22 protein-coding genes and 1 other annotated feature are annotated in these 25,271 nt (G+C 29.9%); of the genes, 6 read left to right on the top strand and 16 right to left on the bottom strand.

Going from position 1 to position 25,271, the window contains the following annotated elements; translation table 11 throughout:
* Positions 1-115: 115 nt before the first annotated feature.
* The 12 genes from T483_RS0108310 to ytxC all read right to left on the bottom strand — a co-directional run bounded on the left by T483_RS0108310 (position 116) and on the right by ytxC (position 15,278).
* On the bottom strand, positions 116-2,380 hold the full coding sequence (locus T483_RS0108310; RefSeq protein ID WP_035790074.1) for a stage V sporulation protein D: 2,265 nt from the start codon (positions 2,378-2,380) through the stop codon (positions 116-118).
* A 232-nt stretch (positions 2,381-2,612) separates the two neighbouring features.
* Entirely contained in the window at positions 2,613-4,874 is a 2,262-nt protein-coding gene (locus T483_RS0108305) for a stage V sporulation protein D (RefSeq protein ID WP_026886436.1), read from the bottom strand.
* Positions 4,875-4,989: 115 nt separating this feature from the next.
* Complete coding sequence (locus T483_RS0108300) at positions 4,990-5,508, bottom strand: cell division protein FtsL (protein WP_242841825.1); 519 nt, start codon at positions 5,506-5,508, stop codon at positions 4,990-4,992.
* 29 nt (positions 5,509-5,537) lie between these two features.
* Positions 5,538-6,470 carry a 16S rRNA (cytosine(1402)-N(4))-methyltransferase RsmH gene (gene rsmH, locus T483_RS0108295; RefSeq protein WP_026886434.1) on the bottom strand — a complete coding sequence of 311 codons (933 nt, stop codon included), beginning with the start codon at positions 6,468-6,470 and terminating at the stop codon, positions 5,538-5,540.
* A gap of 12 nt (positions 6,471-6,482) precedes the next feature.
* Positions 6,483-6,911, bottom strand: coding sequence for a division/cell wall cluster transcriptional repressor MraZ (gene mraZ, locus T483_RS0108290; protein WP_026886433.1), 429 nt, complete (start codon positions 6,909-6,911; stop codon positions 6,483-6,485).
* Positions 6,912-7,316: 405 nt separating this feature from the next.
* The gene (gene pheT, locus T483_RS0108285) at positions 7,317-9,695 is read right to left on the bottom strand and encodes a phenylalanine--tRNA ligase subunit beta (RefSeq protein ID WP_026886432.1); all 2,379 of its coding nucleotides are present in this window, start codon (positions 9,693-9,695) and stop codon (positions 7,317-7,319) included.
* A gap of 233 nt (positions 9,696-9,928) precedes the next feature.
* Complete coding sequence (pheS, locus tag T483_RS0108280) at positions 9,929-10,948, bottom strand: phenylalanine--tRNA ligase subunit alpha (RefSeq protein WP_026886431.1); 1,020 nt, start codon at positions 10,946-10,948, stop codon at positions 9,929-9,931.
* A gap of 537 nt (positions 10,949-11,485) precedes the next feature.
* Positions 11,486-11,706, bottom strand: a binding site (T-box leader).
* A gap of 375 nt (positions 11,707-12,081) precedes the next feature.
* The gene (locus T483_RS0108275) at positions 12,082-12,864 is read right to left on the bottom strand and encodes a TrmH family RNA methyltransferase (protein ID WP_026886430.1); all 783 of its coding nucleotides are present in this window, start codon (positions 12,862-12,864) and stop codon (positions 12,082-12,084) included.
* Between the two features lie 219 nt (positions 12,865-13,083).
* Positions 13,084-13,443 (bottom strand): 50S ribosomal protein L20, encoded by a 360-nt coding sequence (rplT, locus tag T483_RS0108270; protein WP_026886429.1) that lies wholly within the window; start codon positions 13,441-13,443, stop codon positions 13,084-13,086.
* Positions 13,444-13,470: 27 nt separating this feature from the next.
* On the bottom strand, positions 13,471-13,668 hold the full coding sequence (rpmI, locus tag T483_RS0108265) for a 50S ribosomal protein L35 (RefSeq protein WP_011968896.1): 198 nt from the start codon (positions 13,666-13,668) through the stop codon (positions 13,471-13,473).
* 21 nt (positions 13,669-13,689) lie between these two features.
* Positions 13,690-14,247 carry a translation initiation factor IF-3 gene (gene infC, locus T483_RS0108260; RefSeq protein WP_431603146.1) on the bottom strand — a complete coding sequence of 186 codons (558 nt, stop codon included), beginning with the start codon at positions 14,245-14,247 and terminating at the stop codon, positions 13,690-13,692.
* Between the two features lie 134 nt (positions 14,248-14,381).
* Complete coding sequence (gene ytxC / locus T483_RS0108255) at positions 14,382-15,278, bottom strand: putative sporulation protein YtxC (RefSeq protein ID WP_026886427.1); 897 nt, start codon at positions 15,276-15,278, stop codon at positions 14,382-14,384.
* Between the two features lie 224 nt (positions 15,279-15,502).
* Here ytxC and T483_RS0108250 point away from each other — a divergent pair, with 224 nt between their 5' ends.
* Positions 15,503-16,207 (top strand): DUF6873 family GME fold protein, encoded by a 705-nt coding sequence (locus tag T483_RS0108250; RefSeq protein ID WP_026886426.1) that lies wholly within the window; start codon positions 15,503-15,505, stop codon positions 16,205-16,207.
* A 106-nt stretch (positions 16,208-16,313) separates the two neighbouring features.
* Here the strand turns inward: T483_RS0108250 and T483_RS28850 are convergent, their stop codons facing one another.
* Both T483_RS28850 and T483_RS0108240 read right to left on the bottom strand, forming a co-directional pair.
* Positions 16,314-16,481, bottom strand: a complete 168-nt coding sequence (locus T483_RS28850) for a hypothetical protein (RefSeq protein WP_242841824.1) — start codon at positions 16,479-16,481, stop codon at positions 16,314-16,316.
* Positions 16,482-16,810: 329 nt separating this feature from the next.
* The gene (locus T483_RS0108240; protein WP_026886425.1) at positions 16,811-17,350 is read right to left on the bottom strand and encodes a GNAT family N-acetyltransferase; all 540 of its coding nucleotides are present in this window, start codon (positions 17,348-17,350) and stop codon (positions 16,811-16,813) included.
* Positions 17,351-18,019: 669 nt separating this feature from the next.
* Between T483_RS0108240 and T483_RS0108235 the strand changes: the two genes are divergently transcribed.
* The 5 genes from T483_RS0108235 to ilvA all read left to right on the top strand — a co-directional run bounded on the left by T483_RS0108235 (position 18,020) and on the right by ilvA (position 23,745).
* Entirely contained in the window at positions 18,020-19,576 is a 1,557-nt protein-coding gene (locus T483_RS0108235; RefSeq protein ID WP_026886424.1) for an ABC-F family ATP-binding cassette domain-containing protein, read from the top strand.
* A 229-nt stretch (positions 19,577-19,805) separates the two neighbouring features.
* Positions 19,806-20,120 carry a PadR family transcriptional regulator gene (locus T483_RS28845; RefSeq protein ID WP_035790072.1) on the top strand — a complete coding sequence of 105 codons (315 nt, stop codon included), beginning with the start codon at positions 19,806-19,808 and terminating at the stop codon, positions 20,118-20,120.
* Positions 20,120-21,433 carry a DUF2812 domain-containing protein gene (locus tag T483_RS0108225; RefSeq protein ID WP_026886423.1) on the top strand — a complete coding sequence of 438 codons (1,314 nt, stop codon included), beginning with the start codon at positions 20,120-20,122 and terminating at the stop codon, positions 21,431-21,433. The genes T483_RS28845 and T483_RS0108225 overlap by 1 nt, the downstream gene beginning before the upstream one ends.
* A 339-nt stretch (positions 21,434-21,772) precedes the next feature.
* Positions 21,773-22,195 carry a YjdF family protein gene (locus T483_RS0108220; protein WP_026886422.1) on the top strand — a complete coding sequence of 141 codons (423 nt, stop codon included), beginning with the start codon at positions 21,773-21,775 and terminating at the stop codon, positions 22,193-22,195.
* 329 nt (positions 22,196-22,524) lie between these two features.
* Positions 22,525-23,745, top strand: coding sequence for a threonine ammonia-lyase (ilvA, locus tag T483_RS0108215; protein WP_026886421.1), 1,221 nt, complete (start codon positions 22,525-22,527; stop codon positions 23,743-23,745).
* A 165-nt stretch (positions 23,746-23,910) separates the two neighbouring features.
* On the opposite strand, the gene T483_RS0108210 is transcribed toward ilvA, so the two are convergent.
* Entirely contained in the window at positions 23,911-24,525 is a 615-nt protein-coding gene (locus tag T483_RS0108210; protein ID WP_026886420.1) for an alpha/beta fold hydrolase, read from the bottom strand.
* Positions 24,526-24,561: 36 nt separating this feature from the next.
* A complete protein-coding gene (locus T483_RS0108205) occupies positions 24,562-25,227 on the bottom strand; it encodes an HAD family hydrolase (RefSeq protein ID WP_026886419.1) in 666 nt (221 codons plus the stop codon).
* Between the last annotated feature and the right edge of the window lie 44 nt (positions 25,228-25,271).

Here is a 25,271-nt window from a genome sequence, read left to right as displayed (position 1 = left end):
AAAATATAGCATGCGAGCACCCCCACATGCTAGTATTTTATCATTCGCCAATTCACTTTAAATTTTCCGCAAAAAGCGATTTTAATTTAAATTCCCTATATATCTACCATTATTCTTAATCTTCATAATACGAACTTAAAATCAACTCGGCAGTTGTTCCTTTAGGTATAACTTCACCTTCTGAAATATTCTGTACTGAAACAACTCCATTTCCTTCAAAAGTTGCTGTTATTCCAAGATTTTTTAATAAAGTAGTCGCGTCCTCTTTTGAATATCCCCTAACATTTGGCATTACAACATTATTATTATAAGTCGCATCCCCACTTGTGTAAAGAGTTATTTTAGAACCTTCCTTTACTGATGAACCTGGATATGGCTTCATACTTAATATTGTTTCTTCATTTCCATCTATATTACAATCTAGGCCTTTATCCTTTAATACTTTCTCAGCATCTGAAACTTTCATGTTTCTAACCTCTGGGATAATAATATCCTTAACAATTTTCTCATTAGAAGATACACTATCTAAATAGTTAAAGATACCTGTAAACAGCATTTTTGCATATGGTACTGCTACTTGTGAAGCATAGTATTCACCGTTACTAGGCTCATCAACAGTTATCATAACTGTAACTTTAGGATCATTAGCTGGAGCCATTCCCACAAATGAAGATATATATTTGCCTTCTCCATACTTACCACCAACAACCTTTTCTGCAGTTCCTGTTTTACCCCCAATGTGATATCCCTCTATAAAAGTTCCAGTTGCTGTTCCCCCAGTTACAACACCTTCAAGATAACTTCTAAGTTCTGCTGATTTTTCTGCACTTGCAACTGTAGCAGTCGTAGGTTTAAAAGTTTCATCAACAATCTTAACACTATTTTCATCATTATGAGTAATTTCTTTCATTACATGAGGTTGAATTAGAGTCCCTCCATTAGCAATAGCATTAAATGCAGCCATATATTGAACCGAATTCACTGTATTAGTCTGTCCAAATGATATTGTTGCAAGATCCGCTTCTGAAACTTTATCGATTGGTTTCACAATTCCAGATGCCTCCCCTGGTAAGTCGATTCCACTTACTTTTCCGAATCCGAACTTATTAATAGATTCATATAATTTGTCTTTACCAATCATTTGCCCTAATTTTACAAAACACACATTTGATGAATTCTGAATAATTTGAAGTAAATTTTGAAGTTTATTTTCTCGTTCCGCATCCTTCACTACAATTCCACCTACAGATATTGATCCATTATCCACAAATTGTGTATCTTTATTTGCAACATTGTTTTCTAAACCAGATATGGTAGTGATTACTTTAAATATTGATCCCGGTTCAAACGTATCACTTACCAACCTATTTCTCCACATTTTCTGTATCTTATCATTGAGATCTGCTCCATCAAATTTACTTGCTCCATCATATGGATTATTAGGATCAAAATCTGGTTTATTTACCATTCCTAAAACTTCTCCAGTCTTAGGATTCATTACTAATATCGAAACTTCTTTAGCTTTATCATCTTTATAGGCCTTTTGTGCTATATTTTCAACTATATTTTGAATATTTTCATCGATAGTTAAAGTAACATCTTTGCCATTTACAGGTTCTGTATATTGAGAAACTGTATAAGGCAAATCTTCATTATTTTTATCAAGCTCCGCAACCTTCATTCCAGGAATTCCCGACAAATATGAATTATATTGAAGTTCTACACCACTTAATCCTTTGCCATCAGGATCAGTAGTTCCTAAAACGTGCGTTAGAAAATTATTATTAGGATAATATCTTTTCGTATCTTGCGAAATTATAATTCCATTTATATTAAGTTCTTTTACTTTATCCGCTATATCTTTTTCTATTTTTCGTGCTACAGTCACAGAAAATGCATCTGCCCCACTTGGAAGCTTCTTTTCTAAATCCGCTTTTATTTCTGACACATCCATATTCAATACTTTCGCAATTACAGGTGCAATATCATCGTTCGTTAAGCCACTTCCTTCTGTAGGGATCGGAATTCCTACACTTTTCATATGGCTAAGTTCTTTACTTGGAATGGATTTTACTGATCTTTTCAAGTAATTCCTTATTGAATTTAAATCAAAATCCACTCTATAGACATTAGCAGATACAGCCAGCTCATTTCCATTCCTATCCAGCACTTCTCCTCTTTTAGCATCTATTTTCACTTCACTTGTCCACTGTTCTTCAGCTCTTGCAGAATAGTCTTTTCCATCAACCATCACTATATAAGAGAGTCTAATTATTAATATAGCAAAAATAGCTGTTAATGAAAAAGCAACACTTCTCGTTCTCTTTCGTATTTTTACTTTACTTACATGTTTTTTCTTTTTCAATGCCTGTTCCTCCATTTATTTTCCTCTGAATAAAGCACTAATTTAGATATTCACCTATTAGCTGAGTATTGGTTTTAACAATTCTAATAGGATACCTAAATATATAACGGATATTATTACTAAAAAATATTAGTATGCGAGAATTCTCACATACTAATATTTTTTCATTTGTATAATTCATACAAAACTCCTTACAAAACATACACGTTTCGTTTTAAAGTTTTAGTATTAATTTATTCTCACTTTTTTAATCCTTATAGTCTGAACTTAATGTCAACTTAACAGTTGTTCCCTTTGTTATAACTTCACCTTGAGAAATGTCTTGTTCTGAGACTGCTCCACTTCCTTCAAAGGCGGGCACTATTCCAAGGTTCTTTAATAGTGTATTAGCATCTTCCTTTGAATATCCCCTAACATCAGGCATTACAACATTATTATTATTTGTTCCATCGCTACTTGTATAAAGATTTATTTTTGACCCTTCTTTTACCGAATATCCTGGATATGGTGTTAAGTTTACTACTGACTCCCCATCGCCGTCTATACTAAAATCTAACTTTGCATTCTTTAATGCTTTTTTAGCGTCATCAATTTTCATTCCTCTAACTTCTGGAATAATAACATCTCTAGTAATTTGTCCCGCATTTTCATCCGAGAATTTATTATTAAGGTAATTAAAAATATCAGTAAATAATGGTTTTGCTGGAGGTACAGCTACTTGAGCCGCATAATAAGCACCATTACTTGGTTCATCAATAGTTACCATCATAGTAATTTTAGGATCATCAACAGGAGCCATTCCTACAAATGAGGATATATATTTTCCCTCTTGATATCTTCCATCAATAACTTTTTGAGCAGTACCTGTCTTACCGCCTATATGGTATCCTTCTATAAAAGTTCCAGTTCCAGATCCTCCAGTAATAACCCTTTCAAGATAACTTCTAAGTTCTGCTGTCTTTTCAGTGCTTGCAACTGTTGTTGTTTTAGCCTTGAAACTCTCATCAACAATATCAACATTATTTTGATCTTCATGAGTGATTTCTTTCATTACATGCGGTTGTATCAAAGTTCCACCATTAGCAATAGCATTAAAAGCAGTCATATATTGAACAGAATTAACTGTATTAGTTTGGCCAAAAGATATTGTTGCAAGATCTGCCTCAGAAACCTTATTAACTGGTTTAACAATTCCCTTTGCTTCCCCAGGCAAATCAATTCCACTCGCTTGTCCAAAACCGAATTTATTAATATATTCACATAATTTTTCTTTTCCAATCATTGCTCCAAGCTCCATAAAGCCTACATTACATGAATTCTGAATTATATCTGGAAATACTTCTGCTCCATGTCCCTGAGTTCTCCAACACTTAGGAGTAATTCCTCCAACTTTTAATGAACCTCCACAATAAAACTTAGTATCTTTATTTACAATGTTTTCTTCGAGACCAGTAATAGCTGTTACTACCTTAAATATTGAACCAGGCTCAAATGTATCATTTACCAGTCTATTTCTCCACATCTTTTGTACTTTATCATCTGAATTTGCTCCATCAAACTTATCTGCTCCATCACGCGGATTGTTAGGATCAAAATCTGGTTTATTTACCATCGCTAAAACTTCACCTGTCTTAGGATCCATAACAAGAATTGAAACTGCTTTAGCTTTTGTATCATTATAAGCTTGTATCGCAGCTTTTTCCGCAAAATTTTGTATATTCTCATCAATTGTAAGTGTAACATCTTTACCATTTACTGGTGCTGTAAACTGAGATATTGTATAAGGTAAATCTCTATTATTTTTATCAAGTTCTGCAATCTTCATTCCAGGAATTCCTGATAAATATGAATTGTATTGAAGTTCTACTCCTGTAAGTCCTTTACCATCAACATTAGTACTTCCAAGTACATGCGCTAAGAAATTATTATTCGGATAATATCTTTTAGTATCTGGTGATACTAAAACTCCGCTTATATTAAGTTCTTTTACTTTATCTGCTTGTTCTTTTTCTATTCTTCTAACTAAAGTAGCCGATCCAGCCTTTGCCCCACTTGGAAGCCTTGTTTCAAGCTTATCTTTTACTTTATCTACATCTAAATCTAATGCCTTTGCAATAACAGGTGCAATATCATCAGTTTTTAATCCATCCTCTCCAGAAGGTATTGGAATTCCTACACTTTTCATATGTTCTATTTCTGTTTTTGATAAATCCTTTAGCCCTCTTGACAAATAAGCTCTTATAGAATTCAAGTCGAAATCCACTCTATAAACATTAGCAGATACCGCTAATTCTTTACCATTTCTATCTAATATCCTTCCTCTTATAGCATCTATTTTTACCTCACTCGTCCATTGCTCTTCTGCTCTTGCTGCATAATCAGCTCTTTTAACTATCATTATATAAGAAAGTCTAAGAGTCAATATCACAAAAACAATAGTCAACGTAAAAGCTGCAATACTCATCCTTTGACGCATTTTTGCCCTATCTTTATAATTCTTCTTTCTCAACTTTTATTTCCCCCATGCACATTTTCTTTTACATAAAACCTGCAAGAACCAAGATAAAGCTTATTAATCTCCTACTATAATTACTTATTTTTTATTATTTTAAGTAACTTGATAATTATTTTATTAAACTTATTAGCTTAGAGAATATATTCTTGCTTTTAGCAGTATTTTCGGAACTTTTAGGTTTTAAATCCTCAAAATAATTCTGTGAAAAATCTACTTTTATAGTTTGCTCTTTTTTCGGAATAGACATTGTCAATTTACTTTCAGCATTTTTTTGAATATTATTCAACGAAGAAAATTTCAATATTTTTACTTTTAGTGCTTCATTATCTTCCTGTGTTTGTTTTATTTGAGTATCCAAGTTTCTCACATTGCTTTCCATATTATAAACCTTGTTATCTCCACTAATAGTAATAAACCCCAAACTAAATATAACAACTGCTACAGTTAGTAAATATTTCCTATCATTTTTTCTTCTGTTTTTTAACAAAATATTTTTGTTTATAATCTGTTTTCTTCTCTGTATTTGCTTATATTTTCTATCCGGTTTACGTACTCTTGTTTTTCTTTCTGGAGCTAATACTGTATTCCCTTTTATATAATCATATTCTCTTCTTCCCAATTTATTCACATCCCAACTCATTTATAACATAATAATAATTATAATTTCTCAATTATTCTAAGCTTAGCGCTTCTACTCCTTGGATTTTCCTCAATTTCTTCTTTTGTTGGTGCAATACCTTTTTTACCTATATTCTTAACTACTGGTAACTTTCCACAGATACACATTGGAAATTCTTTTGGACAAGTACATGGATTTTCTAATTCTCTAAACTTTAATTTTACTATTCTATCTTCTAAAGAATGGAAAGTTATAATAGCCATTCTTCCACCTTTATTTAATCTACTCACTCCATCCTCTATAGTTTTATTAAGTATTTTTAATTCTGAATTAACCTCTATTCTAATAGCCTGAAAAGTTCTTTTAGCCGGATGTGGCCCTTCTCTTCTCATTTTTGCTGGAATTGCAGCTTTGATAATATCTACAAGTTCAAAAGTTGTTTCTATTGGCTTATCTATTCTTCTGTTTACAATAAAATTCGCAATTCTTTTAGCAAATCTTTCTTCACCATAGTCTTTTATTATCTTATATAGGCTTTCTTCATCGTAATTATTTACAATATTGTATGCTGAAAAATCATTTTCCTTATTCATTCTCATATCTAAAGGCGCATCTTTCATATAGCTAAAACCTCTTGAAGCTTCATCAAGTTGATATGATGAAACTCCAAGATCCATTAAAATTCCATCAACCTTTTCGATATCTAGATCATTCAAAATATTATCAATATTATAAAAATTGTTATGGACATACTTTACATTTTCAAAATTCTCAAGTTTCTCTTTTGCAGCCCTTAGCGCATCGTTATCTTGATCTATTCCAATAAGCATTCCATCTGATGACAAATGGCTTAAAATGTGAGATGAGTGTCCTGCTCCTCCTAAAGTACAATCAACATAAATACCATTTTCCTTTATGTTTAATGCCTCTATGCATTCATTTAATAAGACCGAAACGTGTTTAAATTCCATAATAAAAACTCCTTATATTCCTAAATCATTCATTTTTTCTGCAATTGAATCAAAATCTATATTTGATTCGTTATAATCGCTCCACTTTTCTTTGCTCCATATTTCTACCCTAGATAATACTCCAATACTTACTATGTCCTTTTCTATACCTGCATATTCCTTTAAATTTTGTGGAATCAATCCTCTCCCTTGCTTGTCCAATTCGACTTCGCAAGCTCCAGAAAAAAAGAACCTCACAAAGGATCTCGCATCCTTATTTGTCAAAGGTAAAGTTTTTAACTTATTCTCCAATATCTTCCACTCATCAAGTGGATAAGCATATAAACACCCATCAAGCCCCTTTGTAATAACAAATTTATTACCAAGTCCATCTCTTAGCTTTGCTGGAACAATTATTCTATTTTTAGGATCTAACGCATGTTGATATTCCCCAATGAACATTATTCTCAGCTCCCACTTTTATTGATTAGGTAATTCCCCTCTATTTTAAACCACTTAACACCACTTTTAACCACTTTATCTATACTTATTCTATATAAACGTAATATTTCCTCCTTGAAACTTAGATTTTTTTGCATAAATAAAAATAACTGCCTCAAAAATAATAAATTTTATTTCTGAAGCAGCTTTAATCAAGTGAAACTTGATTTAGATTAGGGTTAATCCCCAGATAAACCTTAGCTGAACTTATCTAAAGTCCATGCCACTGTTATCCCCAACTTAAAGAAGTGCGGGTTTCACAGTATCTAGACATCAGATAAGCTATAGTAATTAAATATTTTAAGCTAATATATAATTTTCCTCACTTACCATAAGCCATATAATATATTAATAATTAATATATTTTTAATCTCTTAATGTAGCCCCAAGCTTATATTCTAAGGATTTTAGGATTTTTTCATGAACTTTGCTAACATCTTTATCTGTTAATGTCTTATTTTCATCTCTATACCAAATTGCATAAGCTATACTCTTTTTTCCCTCTGGAATTTGCTTTCCTTTATATATATCAAACAATTCTACTTTTTCAACTAAATTTCCGCCAGCTCTTTTTATTGTATCATCAATTTCTTGAACTAAAAGACTATCATCAACAAGTAATGCAATATCTCTTGTTACTGCAGGGAATTTTGGAAGTGCTTTATATTTTTTATCCGTATCAGCATTTTCATATAAAACATCTAAGTCTAATTCTGCTACATAACAAGGTACATCTAAACCATAATTTTCACATACATCTAAATGAACTTCTCCTAAAATTCCAGCATTAGTTCTACCAATAACTATCTTAGCTGTTTTTCCAGGATGGTAGCTTACATTTTCGCTCTCTCTTTCATATTTAGCACTTTTTATACCTAAACCATCAGTTATGTTTTCAACAACACCTTTAAGATCTAAATAATCACACTCCCCATATATACCTATAGTTAAAATATTCTTTTCTGTTGGGAGCTTTGTTTCATCCTCATTCGGAATATACACTTTACCCATTTCAAATAATCTTACATATGAATTGTTTCTAGAGTAATTTCTTCCTAGTGACTCCATCATTGAAGGAAGTGTTGATGTTCTCATTACACTATAATCTTCCCCTAATGGATTCCTTATCTTAACTACATTTCTAAGCTCACTATCTTCTGGTAGATTAATTTTATCAAACACCTTTGGAGATACAAACGAGTAACTTATAGATTGATTTAATCCACTTCCTGTTGCAAGCATTACTACTCTATTATCTAATAATCCTTTTCTGTATCTAGGTTCTCTTTCTGTAGAAACCTTAAAAATTGTTGTAGGAATTTTTTCATATCCATAAATTCTTGCAATTTCCTCAGCTATATCTTCTCTTATTGCAATATCAACTCTGAAAGTTGGAGCTGTTACAACTAAATTATCACCATTAATTTCTGTGAATAAATCAATACTGTCTAGACATCTCTTCATTTCTTCTTTAGAAATTTCTGTTCCAAGGAATCTGTTTATCCAGTTTGAATCAACATTTACAGTTGATTCTTCTTTTTTATCGTTATAAACATCTATAGTTCCTTCCATAACTTCTCCAGCATTTAATTCACAAATTAAGCTACAGGCTCTATTTAATGCAACTTCAGCCAAGTTAGGATCAATATCCTTTTCGAATCTTCCTGAAGCTTCTGTTCTTAAATTTAATTTCTTTGAGTTTACTCTTATGTTAGTACCATCAAAGTTTGCACATTCGAAAACAACTTCTGTAGTATCCTCTTTTATTTCTGAGTTTAAACCACCCATTATTCCAGCAAGGCCTATAATACCTTCTCCATCTTTAATACAAAGCATTGAATCATCTAATTCTCTTTCTACTTCATCTAAAGTTGCAAACTTTTCTCCTTGCTTTGATCTTTCAATCACTATTTTATTAGTAGTGATTTCTCTTTTATCAAAAGCATGCATTGGTTCACCAGTCTCAAGCATAACAAAGTTTGTTATATCAACTATATTATTTATCGGTCTTACACCAGCTTCAAGAAGTCTTTCCTGCATCCATCCTGGTGATGGCTGAACTTTAACATTTTTAATTCCTCTTACCATGTATCGACGACAAAGAGCATCTTTAACTTCAACAGTTAGCTCTTCATTTATATTTTTTGAATTCTTAATTTGATATTCTAAATTTGGCATTTTATAAGTTGTTCTAAGAGCTGCTGCTGTTTCTCTTGCCATCCCTACCATACTTAGACAGTCAGGTCTGTTTGAAGTAATTTCAAAATCTAAGATTGCTTTATTTAATCCTAAAAGCTCTTTAATATCAGCTCCAAGCTTAGTATCAGTAGGTAAGATCATTAAACCATGAACCGGTTCGTCTCCAGCTGTTCCTAATTCTTCTTCTGAACAGAACATACCATTAGATACTACCCCTCTAAGTTTTCCTTTTTTTATTTTAGTTCCATCAGCAAGTGTAGAACCATGAAGCGCGACTGGTACAACATCTTGCTCTTTCATGTTTGTTGCTGCTGTAACTATTTGTATTTGTTCACTTCCTATATCAACTTGACATATGCTTAATTTATCTGCATCAGGATGTTTTTCAATCTTAGTAATCTTTCCAGTAACTACATTTTGAATTACATCTCCTTGGATAACAAGTTCTTCTAGTTGTGAACCGGTTAAAGTTAATTTATCTCCTAATTCTTTAGGACTAACATTTATATCAACATAATCTTTAAGCCAATTATATGGTACTTTCATTTTGTCTCCTCCTTTTAATTCCAGGGTATATTATTTTATTTTAATCCATTTTTTCCTTACCCCTCATTTTCATAGGTGTAAAAGTTCTTATTTGTACTAAATAAGTTCTTAACTGGACTTATCACGCATTTTCATGAGTGATAAGATCTTAATTTCAGCATAGCTGCCTTTTTTATATGTGCATATTCTTTAGAATATATATGGTAATATTCTAAAATTCTTAAATGAATTTCTTAGAATTGATTTAAGAATCTCATATCACTTTCGTATAATAATCTTATATCATCTATTCCGTATTTTAGCATTACCATTCTATCAACACCAAAACCAAAAGCAAATCCACTATATACTTCTGGATCAAGTCCACAGTTTCTAAGAACATTTGGATGAACCATTCCACATCCTAAAAGCTCTATCCATCCACTGCCTTTACATACTCTACAGCCTTCACCACCGCACACAAAGCATGTTGCATCCATTTCGGCTGATGGCTCTGTAAATGGGAAGTGATGTGGTCTGAATTTAGTTTGAACCTTATCTCCAAACATCTTTTTAGCAAATAATTCTAGAGTTCCTTTTAAATCAGCAAAGGTAACTCCCTTATCTATAACCAACCCTTCCATCTGATAGAATATAGGCGAATGAGTAGCATCTACTGAATCTGATCTATATACTTTACCAGGCGAAATCATCTTTATTGGCGGTTTTTGATTTTCCATAGTTCTAACCTGAATTGGTGAAGTTTGAGTTCTAAGAACTATATTATCATTGATATATAGAGTATCCTGTTCACTTCTCGCTGGGTGATCCTTAGGAATATTTAGAGCTTCAAAATTATAATGATCGTATTCAACTTCTGGTCCATCTTCAATTGTGAAACCCATCGAAACGAAAATTTCTTCCATACTTTGAAGAGTCAAATCTAACGGATGTCTCTTACCTATAACTTTTTTTCTTCCCGGAAGGGAAATATCTATAGTTTCACCTGCAAGTTTTTCTGCTTTTTCTTTATCCTTAATAGTCTTTAATACACTTTCTAGTTTTTCTTCAACAACAGCTTTAGCTTCATTAACTAATTTTCCTACAATCGGTCTTTCCTCTGGAGAAAGATTCCCCATCCCTCTTAATATCGTAGTAAGTTCCCCTTTTTTTCCTAAGAACTTAACTCTAATTTCTTCTAATTCACTGCTATTTTTAACATTTTCAATCTTACTTAATGCAAGTTCTTGTAATTCTTTAAGTTTTTCTTTCATTATTGTTTCTCCTTTCAATAAGACATATAAAAATAATAATAAACCAAATATACGATAAGATGTTCTTGTTGCAGTATAACTGTTATTTTTAATGCATATTTGTGTCAAGTAAGGAAGTACATTCTGCTTATAGCGGGATATTAGTAGAATTTACTAACGTAGTATGACATGAAACTTCTAGCACACTGATCTATTATTTTTTTGATTGTGCCTAAATATCAATTCACAATGCTCAATCCACAATTTACAATGATCCATAAGATAAAGCTACTTATAAAGTTTTATTTTATCTAATGCCTAGCCACTGTAACACTCTCATCTTCTATTAAATCGGAAGACAATAGCGGCACCGCCCTAGATATTGTTGTGTCCCTTGATTGCATAAGTTCAACTAACCTTCGGAGTGAGACTTCCCATCAAGGGGTACCTAAAAACTTCCTTTCAAACCAAGTTTCACTTTATATTATAAACATTTCTTCCAAAATCATTTATTGGCAATCGAAAAGATTTTTTGCATAAAAAAAACGCCACCTCATAAAAAGGGACGAATTATCCGCGTTACCACCCTAATTGGAACTAAAAAAGTACCCAACTCAATTTAATTAACGACTTCTTTTGCCGCTAGCTACTACTATAAATTTCACAGCTAGAACTCCTGAGCGAACTTCAATATTATATTATTTAAGAAGGCTTGCAGTCTACGACCTTCTCTCCCTTAAAACTTTTCTAATATCTACTCTCTCATTCACAGTTTTTTTATGTTCAATTAATACAACTAATTATACAAATAAATACACAAAATATCAATACCATTTTCAAAATTTATATATAAATCCATTCCTTTTCTAATATGACATATTTATAGGCATCCTTCCAAATCAAATTAAATATTTTGTCTTCTTATGATTATTTGTATTTTAACTCTAAAAACTCTGAATAGCAGATGTTTCCTATAAATATTTATATATTTTACTATTTATATAGATAAATATTTTCATACATTCATATATATATTTTAAAATAGGTTCATATTAATATAGATTTCTAGAAATATTTAAAACTATTTTCATTCTTATATAGTTTTAAATTTTCCTAGAAACCTATCAACATACTTACCTATTTTAATATGATTATTACAATTGATTTTGTCTTACTTTTTCATACATAATAACAGATGAAGCTACAGCTACATTTAAAGACTCTGCATTACCCGGCATTGGTATCTTAACTTTAGTATCCGCTATCTCCAATACTTCCGTACTTACTCCATTACCCTCATTTCCAACAGTCAAAAGAACTTTTCCACTTAGATCCGCTTCAAAGAAATTTTTATCTGTATCTAATGATGTCACTACCAAATCAAAACCTTTACCCTTTAATTCTTTTACTAAAGAGAGATTTTCATCATCATAATGAATCGGAATATAAAATATAGATCCCATTGTAGATCTAATTGTCTTTTCATTATATATATCCACAGTTCCTTTAGTTAATATAATCCCTTGTACTCCAGCTGCATGTGCAGTTCTTATTATAGTACCTAAATTTCCCGGATCCTGTAATTTATCACAAAGTAAATAAAAGTCTCCATTTGACTTTAAATCCATTGCATTCATTTTTATAACCGCAAGTATTCCTTGAGGATTTTCTGTAGAAATAAGTTCTTTAAATAAATTATTAGAAATTTTATAAATCTTAATTTTATCATTTATATATTCACCTAAAAATTCATTCACCTTATCCTCTGCATCTTCAGTCACAATTAGATAATCTACATCAACTTTTGCTTTAAATGCCTCTTGAACTAATCTAAACCCTTCAATTATATACTTATTAGTCTTAACTCTATTTTTTCTTTCTTTAAGCTTTTTCGTATTCTTAAATAAATTATTTTCTTTACTTTCTATATATATCAAAGTTTTACACCTCAAAACTATAGGATTATGGAAAAGTAATAAGATTATTATTTAGCAATATATTTTTAACATGCCCAAAATCTAATTATTCCATTAATAACTAAGAAATTCTACACATAATCAAACTTCTAAAAAAACAGCAGATATCTCTGATCTTTTTTAATCATAATTTATATTTAAATATAAAAATAAAATGCGGCATAAGCCGCATTTTATGTACTAAGCATTTAATTGTTTCTTAGCAACTTCTACTAATTCAGTAAATGCCTTTGGATCATTTATAGCTATTTCAGATAACATCTTTCTGTTGATGTCTATTCCAGCTAATTTAATTCCATTCATGAATTTAGAATATGATAAATTGTTAATTCTTGTAGCTGCGTTAATTCTAGCTATCCATAAACTTCTGTAATCTCTCTTCTTGTTCTTTCTTCCAACATAAGAATTTCTTAATGCTCTTATTACTGATTCATTAGCAGTTTTAAATAACTTACTTTTTCCACCGTAGTATCCTTTTGCAAGTTTTAAAACTTTTTTATGATTTTTACGAGAATTCTTCGCTCTCTTTACTCTTGCCATTACTTAAACCTCCTGCATTACCCTATATTATAGGTATGGTAATAATTTCTTCATTACTTTTAATTGTGAATCTGAAACATATCCAGCTTTTCTAAGATGTCTCTTAGTCTTTGAACTCTTCTTTGTTAAGATATGGCTTCTAAATGCCTTACCTCTTTTAAGTTTTCCTGTACCTGTCTTTCTGAATCTTTTTGCTGCTCCTCTATGAGTCTTCATTTTTGGCATGATTAAAATCCTCCTCTCAAGTTATGCCTTTTTAGGCCCTAAAACCATTGTCATATTTCTGCCTTCTCTTTTAGGTCTTTTTTCTACTAGGCAGACATCTTCTAATTTAGCTGCAAAGTTATCAAGAATCTTTTGTCCCATATGGGCAAGTTCCATTTCTCTACCTCTAAATCGTACAGTGATTTTAACTTTATCTCCTTCTAATAGGAACTTCCTGGCATTTTTTGCCTTTATATCAATGTCATGTTCCTCAATAGTTAGACTACATCTTACTTCTTTAATAGATACGATTTTTTGCTTTTTCTTAGCATCTTTTTCTTTTTTAGATTGCTCATATACATACTTACCATAGTCCATAATCCTACAAACTGGTGGTTTCGCAGTAGGAGACATCATAACTAAATCCATATCTTTTTCTTCAGCAAGTTTTTTTGCTTCGATAGTTGGGACAACACCTAACGGTTCCCCGTTACTCCCTATTAGTCTAATCTCTTTTTCTCTAATTTCTTCATTCATAGAAAAATCTTTATTAATATTTTTCACCTCCGAAAAACTATATACATAATAAAAAGACGGCATAACTGCCGTCCCAAATTATCAATACTCAATGTATAGACATTACATAAACCCATACTAGTAGATTTAACACTGCAGGGTGAGAAACGGCTGTTTCTTCTTAACATGTATGAGTATATCATTCTTGTTAATCCATGTCAATATTTTTTTGCTATTATTTCATTGGTTTTATAATCATTATTCGATTCATAAAAATGAACCTTATCTCCAAATACATTTTGAATAGTATCTAAAAATTCTTTATTAGTACAATTTTCTTTTCCATATATATTTACATTTTCAGGAGCACTTGTTATTAGCCCACTAATTAATATATCTTCCATATTTAAATCGGCTTTATTCTGATCAGTCGCAATTTCACTAAAAAAATCGTAATATAAATCCTTGCCTTGCTTATCCCTTACCATATAATTATTATCTTCTATTATTATATTTATTTCTTCTATTTTACACTCTTGTATTTCTACAAAGTATTTTAACAATTTTATAAATTCCTTATATTCTTTTTCTACCATATATCTTTCTACTACTTTATCTATAATTTTTTCTATATCCTCTCTTAATTTTCTCATCCTAAAAGTTATAAATCCATCTATATTAATCTCTTGTTTTTCACTTATGCAGTCTCTAATTTTTTCTACCATAGAATTAATTTTATTTAAACAAAATATAGTATCCTCATTTGCATTTACTTCCTCATACTTTAACACTTTTACTATTTGATCTTCAACCTCTAATATTTCGGATTGCTTTAAGAAAAAATAATTATCTGTTATAAATTCAAACATTTCCTTTTTTCTGTAATTATCAATAACTATTCTATATAAAATATTACTAACATATAAGTTAATAATCTCTTTTACTTTTTCATTATAACAATTTTCTTCACAAATTACCTTAATTATATGAGTTTCTCCTTCTATGCTTTCAACAAATCCAATTAAAATCTCCTTCTTCTTTAGTAGCTCTTTTAGCTCTTGCAAGTCGTGGGAAAAAGTCAAGTCTTCACTATAAGCTAATTTTAAAATAAGCATGGATTTCACTCCCTTCTTAATATTAGTATGTATTAAAAATTTGAGGATATGCAAGATTCATATGATATATTTTTAGTTGATATAATATTGATTTTTTATACATTTAGTAGTTACTTAATTGACATAGTATCTTTTAAAGTGCAAAATATAATTTAAAATAATAATTTTAATACTGATAGTTTTACTTTTAAATATCAGTTACACATTCTTATAAGGAGAATTATATGCACTGTTTTGTCGATTATAGAATTACTAAAGAAGAATTACTTACCCTTTCAAAACTAGACCTTAAACCAATATTAATACCCAAATGTAATGATGTTTATGATGCCATAAATGGCCATCCCGATATCCAATTGAATGTACTAAAAAATAATTCATTTAATAAGATAATTATTCAAAGAAATATTCCTGAAAAATTCAAAGAAATTCTTAAATTAAACGACATAAATTATATTGTTTCAAAAAACACATTGTCCAATACATATCCAAACGATATTATTTTAAATTCTTTAATTTCAGAAAATTATTTTATACATACTTTAAAATATAGCGACGAAAATCTATTGAGTTCTCAAAATTCAAAAATACACATTAATGTTCCTCAAGGTTATACTAAATGTTCCATTCTCCCTGTTAGAGAAAAAGCCTTAATAACAAGTGATAAAGGAATTTTTAGTTCTCTTAAAAATTATGATTTTGATATCCTTCTGCTTCCTCCTGGAGATATACTACTACCTTCACTAAATTATGGTTTTATAGGCGGGGTCGGCGGTATGATCTCTAATAATAAGATGGCTTTCTTTGGTGATTTAGATAGTTACATGTGGGGAGATAAAATAAAAAAATTTCTTTTTAAATATGATATCTTACCCATTGCACTAAGAAAAGGGAAATTAATAGATCGAGGTAGTCTACTTACCCTATAACCATGTCCACTATATAATATGATTTCTACTTTTTTATGTTACTTTTAAATAAATATAAAGAAGATAGCAATCACACTGTTAATGTAATCGCTATCTTCTTTATATTTTATCTTATCATTCTATTCTTTATTTCATTACTCAACTTTTCTGCTTTTGACTTTACTAATTCCCCCATGCTTCTCATTTCATTCCCCATGTCTTCTGCTAACCCTTTCATTTCATAACCCATTTTTTCTGCTCTTTCCTTTATTTCCTTAGTCAAATCTAACATCATAATGTCTCCTTTCATATAATAATTTAAGCAACTTATAATACCAATAACAAAAAATTTTTTTATACTAAAAGTTTGCCCCAAAATAGGAATATTATTATAAAAGTTTGGCTAAGTTAAAATTTTTAATTACTTACAGACAAAAACAATCTTTATACAAACGCAAAAATTAAGCTAACAGATAATTTTTATCCATTAGCTTAATTCAGCACCTTTTCTTCGATTTTTCGAAAGATGTCTATTCATTAATAAATTTTTTTTGCAAAAACTCTTTAGACCTTCGATTGTAAACAAAACTATGTAAATTAATCTTATTTTAGGATATATTTAAGTTACTTTTTATACTCAGTTCTAAAAATACAATAATATAATGTAGTTACTTCTTTATTATTTAGAAGTTTTAAATTTTCAGACTTCTGAAATTTATATTTGAATCCACATTTTTCAATCACTCTTTTTGAGTTATTATTAAAATCAAAATGCGCGCACCAAATCAAATCTAGATTTAATTCATTAAATCCGTAGTCAACTAATGATTTTACCGCTTCAGGAACTATTTCTTTCCCCCAGTATATAGGATTGAGAACATAACCTACTTCTTTTTGATTTAGTTTCAAAAAATTATCATCAGGTTTTCTATCATGAAGACCTATGCTGCCAATAACTTTATTTTCTGATTTTAAAACAATAGCATATGTTTCATTATTTTTAATAAACATTTTTATTATTCTTTTACTCTCATCCTCATTTTTATGTGGCATCCAACCAGCGTTAGGACCTACCAATTTACTTTTAGCATATTCATATAAATCTTTGTAATCCTCCTCTTTCCGTGTTCTCAATATTAATCTATCGGTAACCAAATTTTCCATCTTGCTCCCCCTTATATAAACTGGTTAAATATCTAATTATGTCTCTAGCATATCTTATCTTAATTTTATCAATATAAACTCTCTCGTATCTTTAATAATATTAAATTTAAAGTTGTATTAAACAAACTTTCTAAACAATTATCAGCATCACTTAAATTATTGATATACGAATTTTATTACTAAAATTATAACATGTTATGTAAATAATCAACCATAATTTATAGTATTTTCTAAAATAGCAAATGACAGGTGCATTTATTAATAACGCATCTAATATTGTAATATTAGATGCCAAAATATATTAGTTCTAACCTCCTCAAGTACGTCCATGTTTATCAACTTATACTTAATTATATGCCACCCGTTGATAACACACAGAGTCACCCCCTATAGTTTTTTTATCAACAAACATGATATTTTAATCAAATTTATTTAACAATACTCAAAATCCTAATTTAAGAATATATCATTACAGTTTTAATGTGCTTCTCATTTATATTTTTAATATACAAAAATTTTCGCAAATTTACTTTGACATACTGGCTTTTTATCCTTTAAACTATTAAGGATACGCAACTACAAAAAGTGATTATAAGCTTATTATTTTTCTCTTACTTTAGGAGTCTTTTCACTTAGTTGCAAATTTTATAAGTTTTTTGGAGGTAATTGATGAGCATACTTACTGTTAAAAATATGAATCACGGATTTGGAGATAGAGCTATTTTTGAAGATGTTTCATTTAGATTATTAAAGGGTGAACATGTTGGTCTTATTGGTGCTAATGGAGAAGGTAAATCTACATTTATGAATATAGTAACTGGTAAGCTAATGCCTGATGAAGGGAATGTTATTTGGTCTAATAATGTTAGAGTTGGTTACATGGATCAGCATGCAGCATTAATGAAAGGTCAAAGTATAAGAGATGCCTTAAGAGATGCTTTTAAATATCTTTTTGATTTAGAAGCAGAAATGAATTCTTTATATGAAAAGATGGGCGATTGTACTGAGGATGAGTTAAATAAAATGCTAGAAAGAACTGCTGTAATTCAAGACATGCTTGATCATAACGGATTTTATGTTATTGATCCAAAAGTTGAAGAAGTTGCAAAAGGTCTTGGGCTTTTAGACCTAGGGTTAGACAAAGACGTTGATGATTTATCTGGTGGACAAAGAACAAAAATTCTTCTAGGAAAACTATTATTACAATCTCCTGATATTTTACTTTTAGATGAGCCTACAAACTACTTGGATGAAGAACATATCGAATGGCTTAAAAGATATCTTCAATCATATGAGAATGCGTTTATATTAATATCCCATGATGTTCCATTTATAAATTCAGTAGTTAACTTAATTTATCACGTTGAAGAACGAAGACTTACAAGATACGTAGGAAATTACGATGAATTCCAAAGAATATATGAAGAGAACAAAAAGAAGCTTGAAGCTGCTTACGAAAAACAACAAAAAGAAATCGCAAGACTTGAAGATTTCGTAGCAAGAAATAAAGCTAATGTTGCTACCGCAAATATGGCTAAGTCTAGACAAAAGAAGCTAGATAAGATGGATATAATTGAACTTTCAAAAGAAAAACCAAAGCCAGAATTCAACTTCAAATCTGCTAGAGCTTCAGGCAAAGTTATTTTCGAAACTAAAGATTTAGTTATAGGTTATGACTCTCCTCTTACAAAACCATTAAATTTATATATGGAAAGAGGACAAAAAATAGCATTAGTTGGAGCTAACGGACTTGGTAAATCAACTCTTCTAAAAAGTTTACTTGGTATAATAAAACCAATAAGTGGAGAAGTTCATTTAGGAGATTATCAATACATAGGTTATTTCGAACAAGAAGATAGAGGCAATAATAGCAATACTTGTATAGATGAATTATGGCAGGAATTCCCTGGATATACTCAATACCAAATAAGAGCTGCTCTTGCTAAATGCGGACTTACAACTAAGCAATTAGAATCACAAATAAGAGTTCTATCTGGTGGTGAGGCTGCAAAAGTTAGACTTTGTAAAATTATAAATAATGAAACTAATATATTAATACTTGACGAACCTACTAATCACTTAGATGTTGACGCAAAGGATGAGTTAAAAAGAGCGCTTAAAGAATATAAAGGAACAATTCTGTTAGTTTCGCATGAACCTGAATTTTATAGAGATATAATAACAGAAACTTGGAATTGCGAAGATTGGACAACTAAAATTATTTAGCACATTTTAATTCACAACTACCACTAATTACACATAGCTTTATTTTTATATTACAGTAGGGAGCTTCTTTGTGAGTTCCCTATTTTTATATTTTACTTTAAGTTTTTTCATCTTTGTAATATTATTGAACATATGGATAATACGTGTAAAATATCATTGACAATATCGAGTATCGATATTAATATAAAACTATAGATATCGATACTCGATATTAAAGAGGTGATAATAAATGGCACGAGAACAATTTCAAAATCTGACTGAGCCAATGTATTATATATTAATAGCTTTGCTCATTGAAAGATGCGGGGTAGATATTATGGATGCAGTTTCAGAAATATCAAAAGGACGTATAAGAGTAGGCCCAGGTACCCTATACACCCTTCTTGGAAAATTCGAAAAAGAAACCATCATAAGAGAAACTGAAGTAAAAGGTAGAAAACGTAGTTATATAATAACTGAAAAAGGTAAGCAAATATTGCTTGATGAATATGCGAGACTTAATACCTTGATTAAAGATGGATCTTTATATATGGAGGAAAAATAATGATATTTAATGATACAAAAATAACTTTTTTAATTTACTCACATTATGAATATACTGCCGTAGAGGAATACCTTGAAATCATGGCCAAAAAAGGCTGGTTATTAACTAAAATTAAAGGTCCATTTTTTAGATTTAAAAAAATCGAACCACAAAAAATAAAATACTCTGTAGATGTTATTAGTAAATTTTCTTATTATGATTCCCAAAAATATAGTGAACTTTTAGAATACAGAGAATATTGTAGTGCTGCTGGCTGGGATTTTATATGTCAAGCAAACGAAATCCAAGTATTCTGTTCAAAAGAAAATACTGAGATTGTGCCAATACACACTAATGAAACAGAAAAGTTCGAGCAAGTTTTTAAATCTTCATTACGTGGCAGACTTAGTGAATTATTTATAACTATCATGCTTATCTTCAATGTATATTCACAAACCACATATAGCACAGAATATTTCCTTTCATCAAATTTCTCCATATTCATAGCATTTATAGGAACTCTTTTTATATCTACTAATATAATTAAACTTATTAATTTAATCGTTTGGTCAATAAGAGCAAAATGGAGATTAAAAAAATATGGATTTACACCCTATAATACTTATAGAGTATTAAGAATAAAAAATATATTAATAAGTACTTTATCTTTATTAGCAATATTTTCAATACCATTATTTTTAATTTCAGATAATTTGGACAAAGAAAATTCTATTCTCCCACTTTTTATAACAGTAATTACTTTTATTATAATTATTTTTTTTCTTAAAGAATTTATTAAGAAAAAAAAATATTCTAGAAATACTCGCATAACAATAAACATAGCATGCATATTTGTCTTTGCTTTTTTGCTACTACATCTTACTACAGGTAGAATATTATCAAATACAAATAATGATAAAAATTACAACTCAACTTATTCTGATTTGAATTTAAAAATAAGTGATTTTATTGGTAACGAAATTATAGATAAATCACCGAATATTGACTATAACCAAAGTATATTAGCTGCAAAAACTGAATATTCCTATGGTAGTAAAGATAAATATTTGTCTTACACACTTCTACAAAGTAAATATCCATTAGTTATAAAATTTCTAGAAAATAGATTGTTAAATTCGTCAATCAAAGCTGGGCATAACTTAGTCAAGATTAATACCAATTTACCTAAAAATATTATAGTATATTTAGACAACAAAAATAATCATTTTGTCTTAGTATCTGAAAATAAAGTTGTTGATACGAGAAATTTTTTTAAGGATGTGAGTAATGATGATTTTTTAAATACCGTATATTCAAAACTTTTCAACAATTAATTATGTAGTTATTATATATTTAAAAAATTGGAAATTTAACGCTATGATAGTACAATATCGTAAAAAGATTAGAAACAAAAATAAGCTTCTAGTCTTTTTTTCTTTAATTTTTTCATTTATTGATTCTTGTAAAAATTGTTATTTTTTATAGAAGGCGATATAATAAATGTACAGAGGAGTATATAATCTATAATTTAATACAAGAATTATATACTAAAACACAGTTTCTGTTGGTAGTCAGAACCTATATAAAAACCAAATAAATTTTATATAGCAGTAACCTGCCCTCCTGGGGTTGTCCATTCTCTGTAAATTTATATCATACAGGAGGATTTAATTATGATAACAATAATTAAATTAACAGTTCTTTTTGATGATCCATTCTGGATTGGTGTCTTTGAAAGTTTTGAAAATGGCGAATATAAGGTATGTAAAGTTACCTTTGGCGCAGAACCAAAAGACGAGGAAACTTATGAACTTATACAAAAAAAACTTTATCATTTAAACTTTAGTTCGCCAATATTGTCTGATGAATTTAAATCGGTGAAGGAAAAGCATAATCCTAAAAGGCTTCAAAGAAGTATTAGGAAAGAAGTTAATGCTAAAGGCATAGGAACTAAAGCTCAAATAGCTATGCAATTGCAGCATGAACAGAACAAAATAATACGCAAACAAAACTCAAAAGAACAAAAGGAGCAAGAGGAACAAAGAAAGTTTGAGTTAAGAAAAAAGAAAAAGCTCGAAAAGCATAAAGGGCATTAACAATAAAAGTCCTTTATACAATTCTTTTTTAGTTAGTATTCTTTATTTTGTTACTATCTAAAATGCTCAAAATAACAAGTTAAAAATGCTATCAATATCTTAAACACTAATAATTTTATCTTTTTGATAAATGGTATTTATTTTATTATGATATTACAGCATTATATTAACTTGTTATTTTTTCGTTCTCCTTTATCTTTAAAAGCATTTTTTAATTTCATTTCACAAAGTTTATTGTCTTAAAAACTCTTACTTGACATAAAATGCTAACATGTTATCATAAAACTATTAGCTAAAAGCAATATACATATAAAGGGGATATATAAAAAATGATGACACTAGATAAATTCGAAGAAGCATACGAAATTGTACAAAGAGTAATTTTAAAAACTAAATTAGTGTTTAGTGATTATTATTCAGATATTACAGGAAATAAAGTCTACTTTAAGCCTGAAAATATGCAAAAAACAGGCGCGTATAAAATAAGAGGGGCATACTATAAAATCAGCACACTTTCAGAAGAAGATAGAAATAAAGGTCTTGTAACAGCTTCTGCAGGCAACCATGCTCAAGGGGTCGCCTACGCTGCAAAAGCCTATAATACAAAAGCTATAATTGTTATGCCGACTACTACTCCACTAATGAAAGTCAATCGTACTAAAGCCTATGGCGCAGAAGTTATTTTACATGGAGATGTTTACGATGAGGCTTGCAATTACGCTTTAAAACTTGCTGAAGAAGAATGTTATACTTTTATTCATCCCTTTGATGACTTAGATGTAGCAACTGGTCAGGGCTCAATAGCAATGGAAATCATAAAAGAATTGCCAACTGTTGATATAATCTTAGTTCCAATAGGTGGCGGCGGACTTGCTACAGGTGTTTCTACACTTGCAAAACTTCTAAACCCTAATATAAGAGTTATAGGGGTAGAGCCTGCTGGCGCAAACTGCATGCAAGTTTCTTTAAAGAATGGAGATGTAACTACTCTTCCTTCAGTAGATACAATAGCTGATGGTACTGCCGTTAAAACCCCTGGTTCTAAGATTTTTCCATATATACAGAAAAATCTCGACGATATCATAACTATCGAGGATCACGAACTTATAGGAGCATTCCTAGATATGCTTGAAAATCATAAGATGCTTGCTGAAAACTCAGGTTTACTAACTGTAGCGGCATTAAAGCACTTAGATGTAAAGGACAAAAAAATTGTATCGATTATAAGTGGCGGTAACATGGACGTAATCACTTTTGCATCTTTAGTGCAACATGGTTTAATAGAAAGGGAACGTATTTGCACAGTTTCTGTTTTACTTCCAGATAAACCTGGCGAATTAACAAATGTATCTAAAGTAATTGCAGAAGCTCATGGTAATATAATCAAACTTGATCACAATCAATTTGTAAGTATTAACCGTAATAGTGCGGTTGAGCTTGATATTACAATGGAAACCTTCGGGCATGATCACAAAGAAGCAATTATTAAAGCCCTAAAAGATAGTGGATATGATCCTAAGGTTATTCAACCTAAGATGATTTATCAATAAGATCCATAAAAAATCTTAGCCGATTGTAGTTAAGTTCCGTATTGTGCTTCGCACTCTTTTCATATGTGTAGATTTTTTCACTCATCTGACTCTTCCAACGAATGTGAGAAAATTGAGCAAAAACAAAAAAACATTTAAAGAATACATTTCTTTAAATGTTTTTTGTTATATTAAATATTTCTTTTCCGCTTCAATCACTTCATAAATAACATCTATACTACTTAGTATATCATTACTTATATTTAGCGAATGATCTGCCCCCTCTATTTCAATCATCTCTACACCATTAATCTTTTTTATTTCTTCAATAGTTTTTATATTTATTAAAGGATCATTTGTTCCGCTTATTACTAGTGAATTCTCCTTTATTCCAACTTCCAACGTGTCATCTATAGGAGTTAAGTAAATATGTTTAATTTCATACCCACTAATCTCATTACAAAGCAACGTATGTATCATTGTTCCTATACTTTTAGATATAAAAACTATCTTGTTATAATTGCTGCTTAAAGCTGATTTAAAGATGCATATAGATTCTTTTATTAAATGCTGAAATTCTTTTTCGATAATTAAATTTTTTCTTGCAATTTGAAAACCATATTCTATAGAAAGAACATCATAACCTAACTCTAAAGCTAATTTCTTCGAATAATCTAAAAGAGGCCTATCTAATGTATAGCCAATTCCTGGCATCAAAACCGCTAGAGTTGTACTAGATTGCCTTATCACTTTACTTTCTAAATTAACTCCCCAATAAGAGCATATTAACTCTTTACCCATAATTTTAGTTTTCTCCTTTCTTGCCTTAATAAAAATTTAATTTCCCTTGATTTCTTCTAAAACACTTTTAACTTCAGACAATTCCTTACATATTTTAAACGCTAACTTCTTCGTTTTATCATCTAATATCTTCATATCTGGAACATGAACCCCAGTCATATTCGCTGCGTGAGCTGCTGTTATTCCCGCATCCGAATCTTCAACAACTATGCAGTTATGAGGTTTAACATTTAGCCCTTCTGCTGCTCTTAAAAATATTTCCGGATCAGGTTTAGAATTTTCAACTTGATCTCCGCAAACTATATAATTAACTTTTTCCTTTATTTTTGCTCTTTCTAATAATTCAAGCGCTCTTTGTCTTCTTGTTGAAGTAGCTACTGCAATTTTATAATTTTCATTATTTAGGTAATCTAATAATTCATGAACTCCCGGCTTAATCTTAACGCCATTTTTATCAGTAAATTCCAATGTTAATTTAGATTTTTTCTTATATATCTCATCGAAAGGAAAATCCTTTCCAAATTCTCTTTGTAATACCTCTTTTATCCCATCTACATTTCTTCCTATGAATTTAACATAAATTTTTTCATCTATTTCATATTCATAATCCTTTAAAACTTCTTGATAACATTTAAGAGATATTCTTTCTGAATCTATTAATACACCATCCATATCAAATATTACTGCATCTACTTTTTTCATCGGTATCTTCTCCTTTTTACAAAATACTGCTTACCTGTCTATAT

The organism is Clostridium beijerinckii HUN142, from assembly GCF_000621745.1.
GTDB lineage: Bacteria > Bacillota > Clostridia > Clostridiales > Clostridiaceae > Clostridium > Clostridium beijerinckii_A.
The sequence above is the reverse complement of the archived record's forward strand: the minus strand, read 5'-3'. Positions and strand labels throughout refer to the sequence as shown.

Bases quoted from the DNA above. Each gene is read 5' to 3' on its own strand.
- rpmI (WP_011968896.1), bottom strand. From the start codon at position 13,668: ATGCCAAAAATGAAGACTCATAGAGGAGCAGCAAAAAGATTCAGAAAG.
- T483_RS0108240 (WP_026886425.1), bottom strand. From the start codon at position 17,350: ATGGAAAATTTGGTTACCGATAGATTAATATTGAGAACACGGAAAGAG.
- T483_RS0108250 (WP_026886426.1), top strand. From the start codon at position 15,503: ATGCACTGTTTTGTCGATTATAGAATTACTAAAGAAGAATTACTTACC.
- T483_RS0108225 (WP_026886423.1), top strand. From the start codon at position 20,120: ATGATATTTAATGATACAAAAATAACTTTTTTAATTTACTCACATTAT.
- T483_RS0108210 (WP_026886420.1), bottom strand. From the start codon at position 24,525: ATGGGTAAAGAGTTAATATGCTCTTATTGGGGAGTTAATTTAGAAAGT.
- pheT (WP_026886432.1), bottom strand. From the start codon at position 9,695: ATGAAAGTACCATATAATTGGCTTAAAGATTATGTTGATATAAATGTT.
- infC (WP_431603146.1), bottom strand. From the start codon at position 14,247: ATGCCGTCTTTTTATTATGTATATAGTTTTTCGGAGGTGAAAAATATT.
- rplT (WP_026886429.1), bottom strand. From the start codon at position 13,443: ATGGCAAGAGTAAAGAGAGCGAAGAATTCTCGTAAAAATCATAAAAAA.
- T483_RS0108205 (WP_026886419.1), bottom strand. From the start codon at position 25,227: ATGAAAAAAGTAGATGCAGTAATATTTGATATGGATGGTGTATTAATA.
- T483_RS28850 (WP_242841824.1), bottom strand. From the start codon at position 16,481: ATGATGTTAGATTTGACTAAGGAAATAAAGGAAAGAGCAGAAAAAATG.
- ytxC (WP_026886427.1), bottom strand. From the start codon at position 15,278: ATGCTTATTTTAAAATTAGCTTATAGTGAAGACTTGACTTTTTCCCAC.
- ilvA (WP_026886421.1), top strand. From the start codon at position 22,525: ATGATGACACTAGATAAATTCGAAGAAGCATACGAAATTGTACAAAGA.
- T483_RS0108310 (WP_035790074.1), bottom strand. From the start codon at position 2,380: ATGGAGGAACAGGCATTGAAAAAGAAAAAACATGTAAGTAAAGTAAAA.
- T483_RS0108235 (WP_026886424.1), top strand. From the start codon at position 18,020: ATGAGCATACTTACTGTTAAAAATATGAATCACGGATTTGGAGATAGA.
- T483_RS0108220 (WP_026886422.1), top strand. From the start codon at position 21,773: ATGATAACAATAATTAAATTAACAGTTCTTTTTGATGATCCATTCTGG.
- pheS (WP_026886431.1), bottom strand. From the start codon at position 10,948: ATGAAAGAAAAACTTAAAGAATTACAAGAACTTGCATTAAGTAAGATT.
- mraZ (WP_026886433.1), bottom strand. From the start codon at position 6,911: ATGTTCATTGGGGAATATCAACATGCGTTAGATCCTAAAAATAGAATA.
- rsmH (WP_026886434.1), bottom strand. From the start codon at position 6,470: ATGGAATTTAAACACGTTTCGGTCTTATTAAATGAATGCATAGAGGCA.
- T483_RS28845 (WP_035790072.1), top strand. From the start codon at position 19,806: ATGGCACGAGAACAATTTCAAAATCTGACTGAGCCAATGTATTATATA.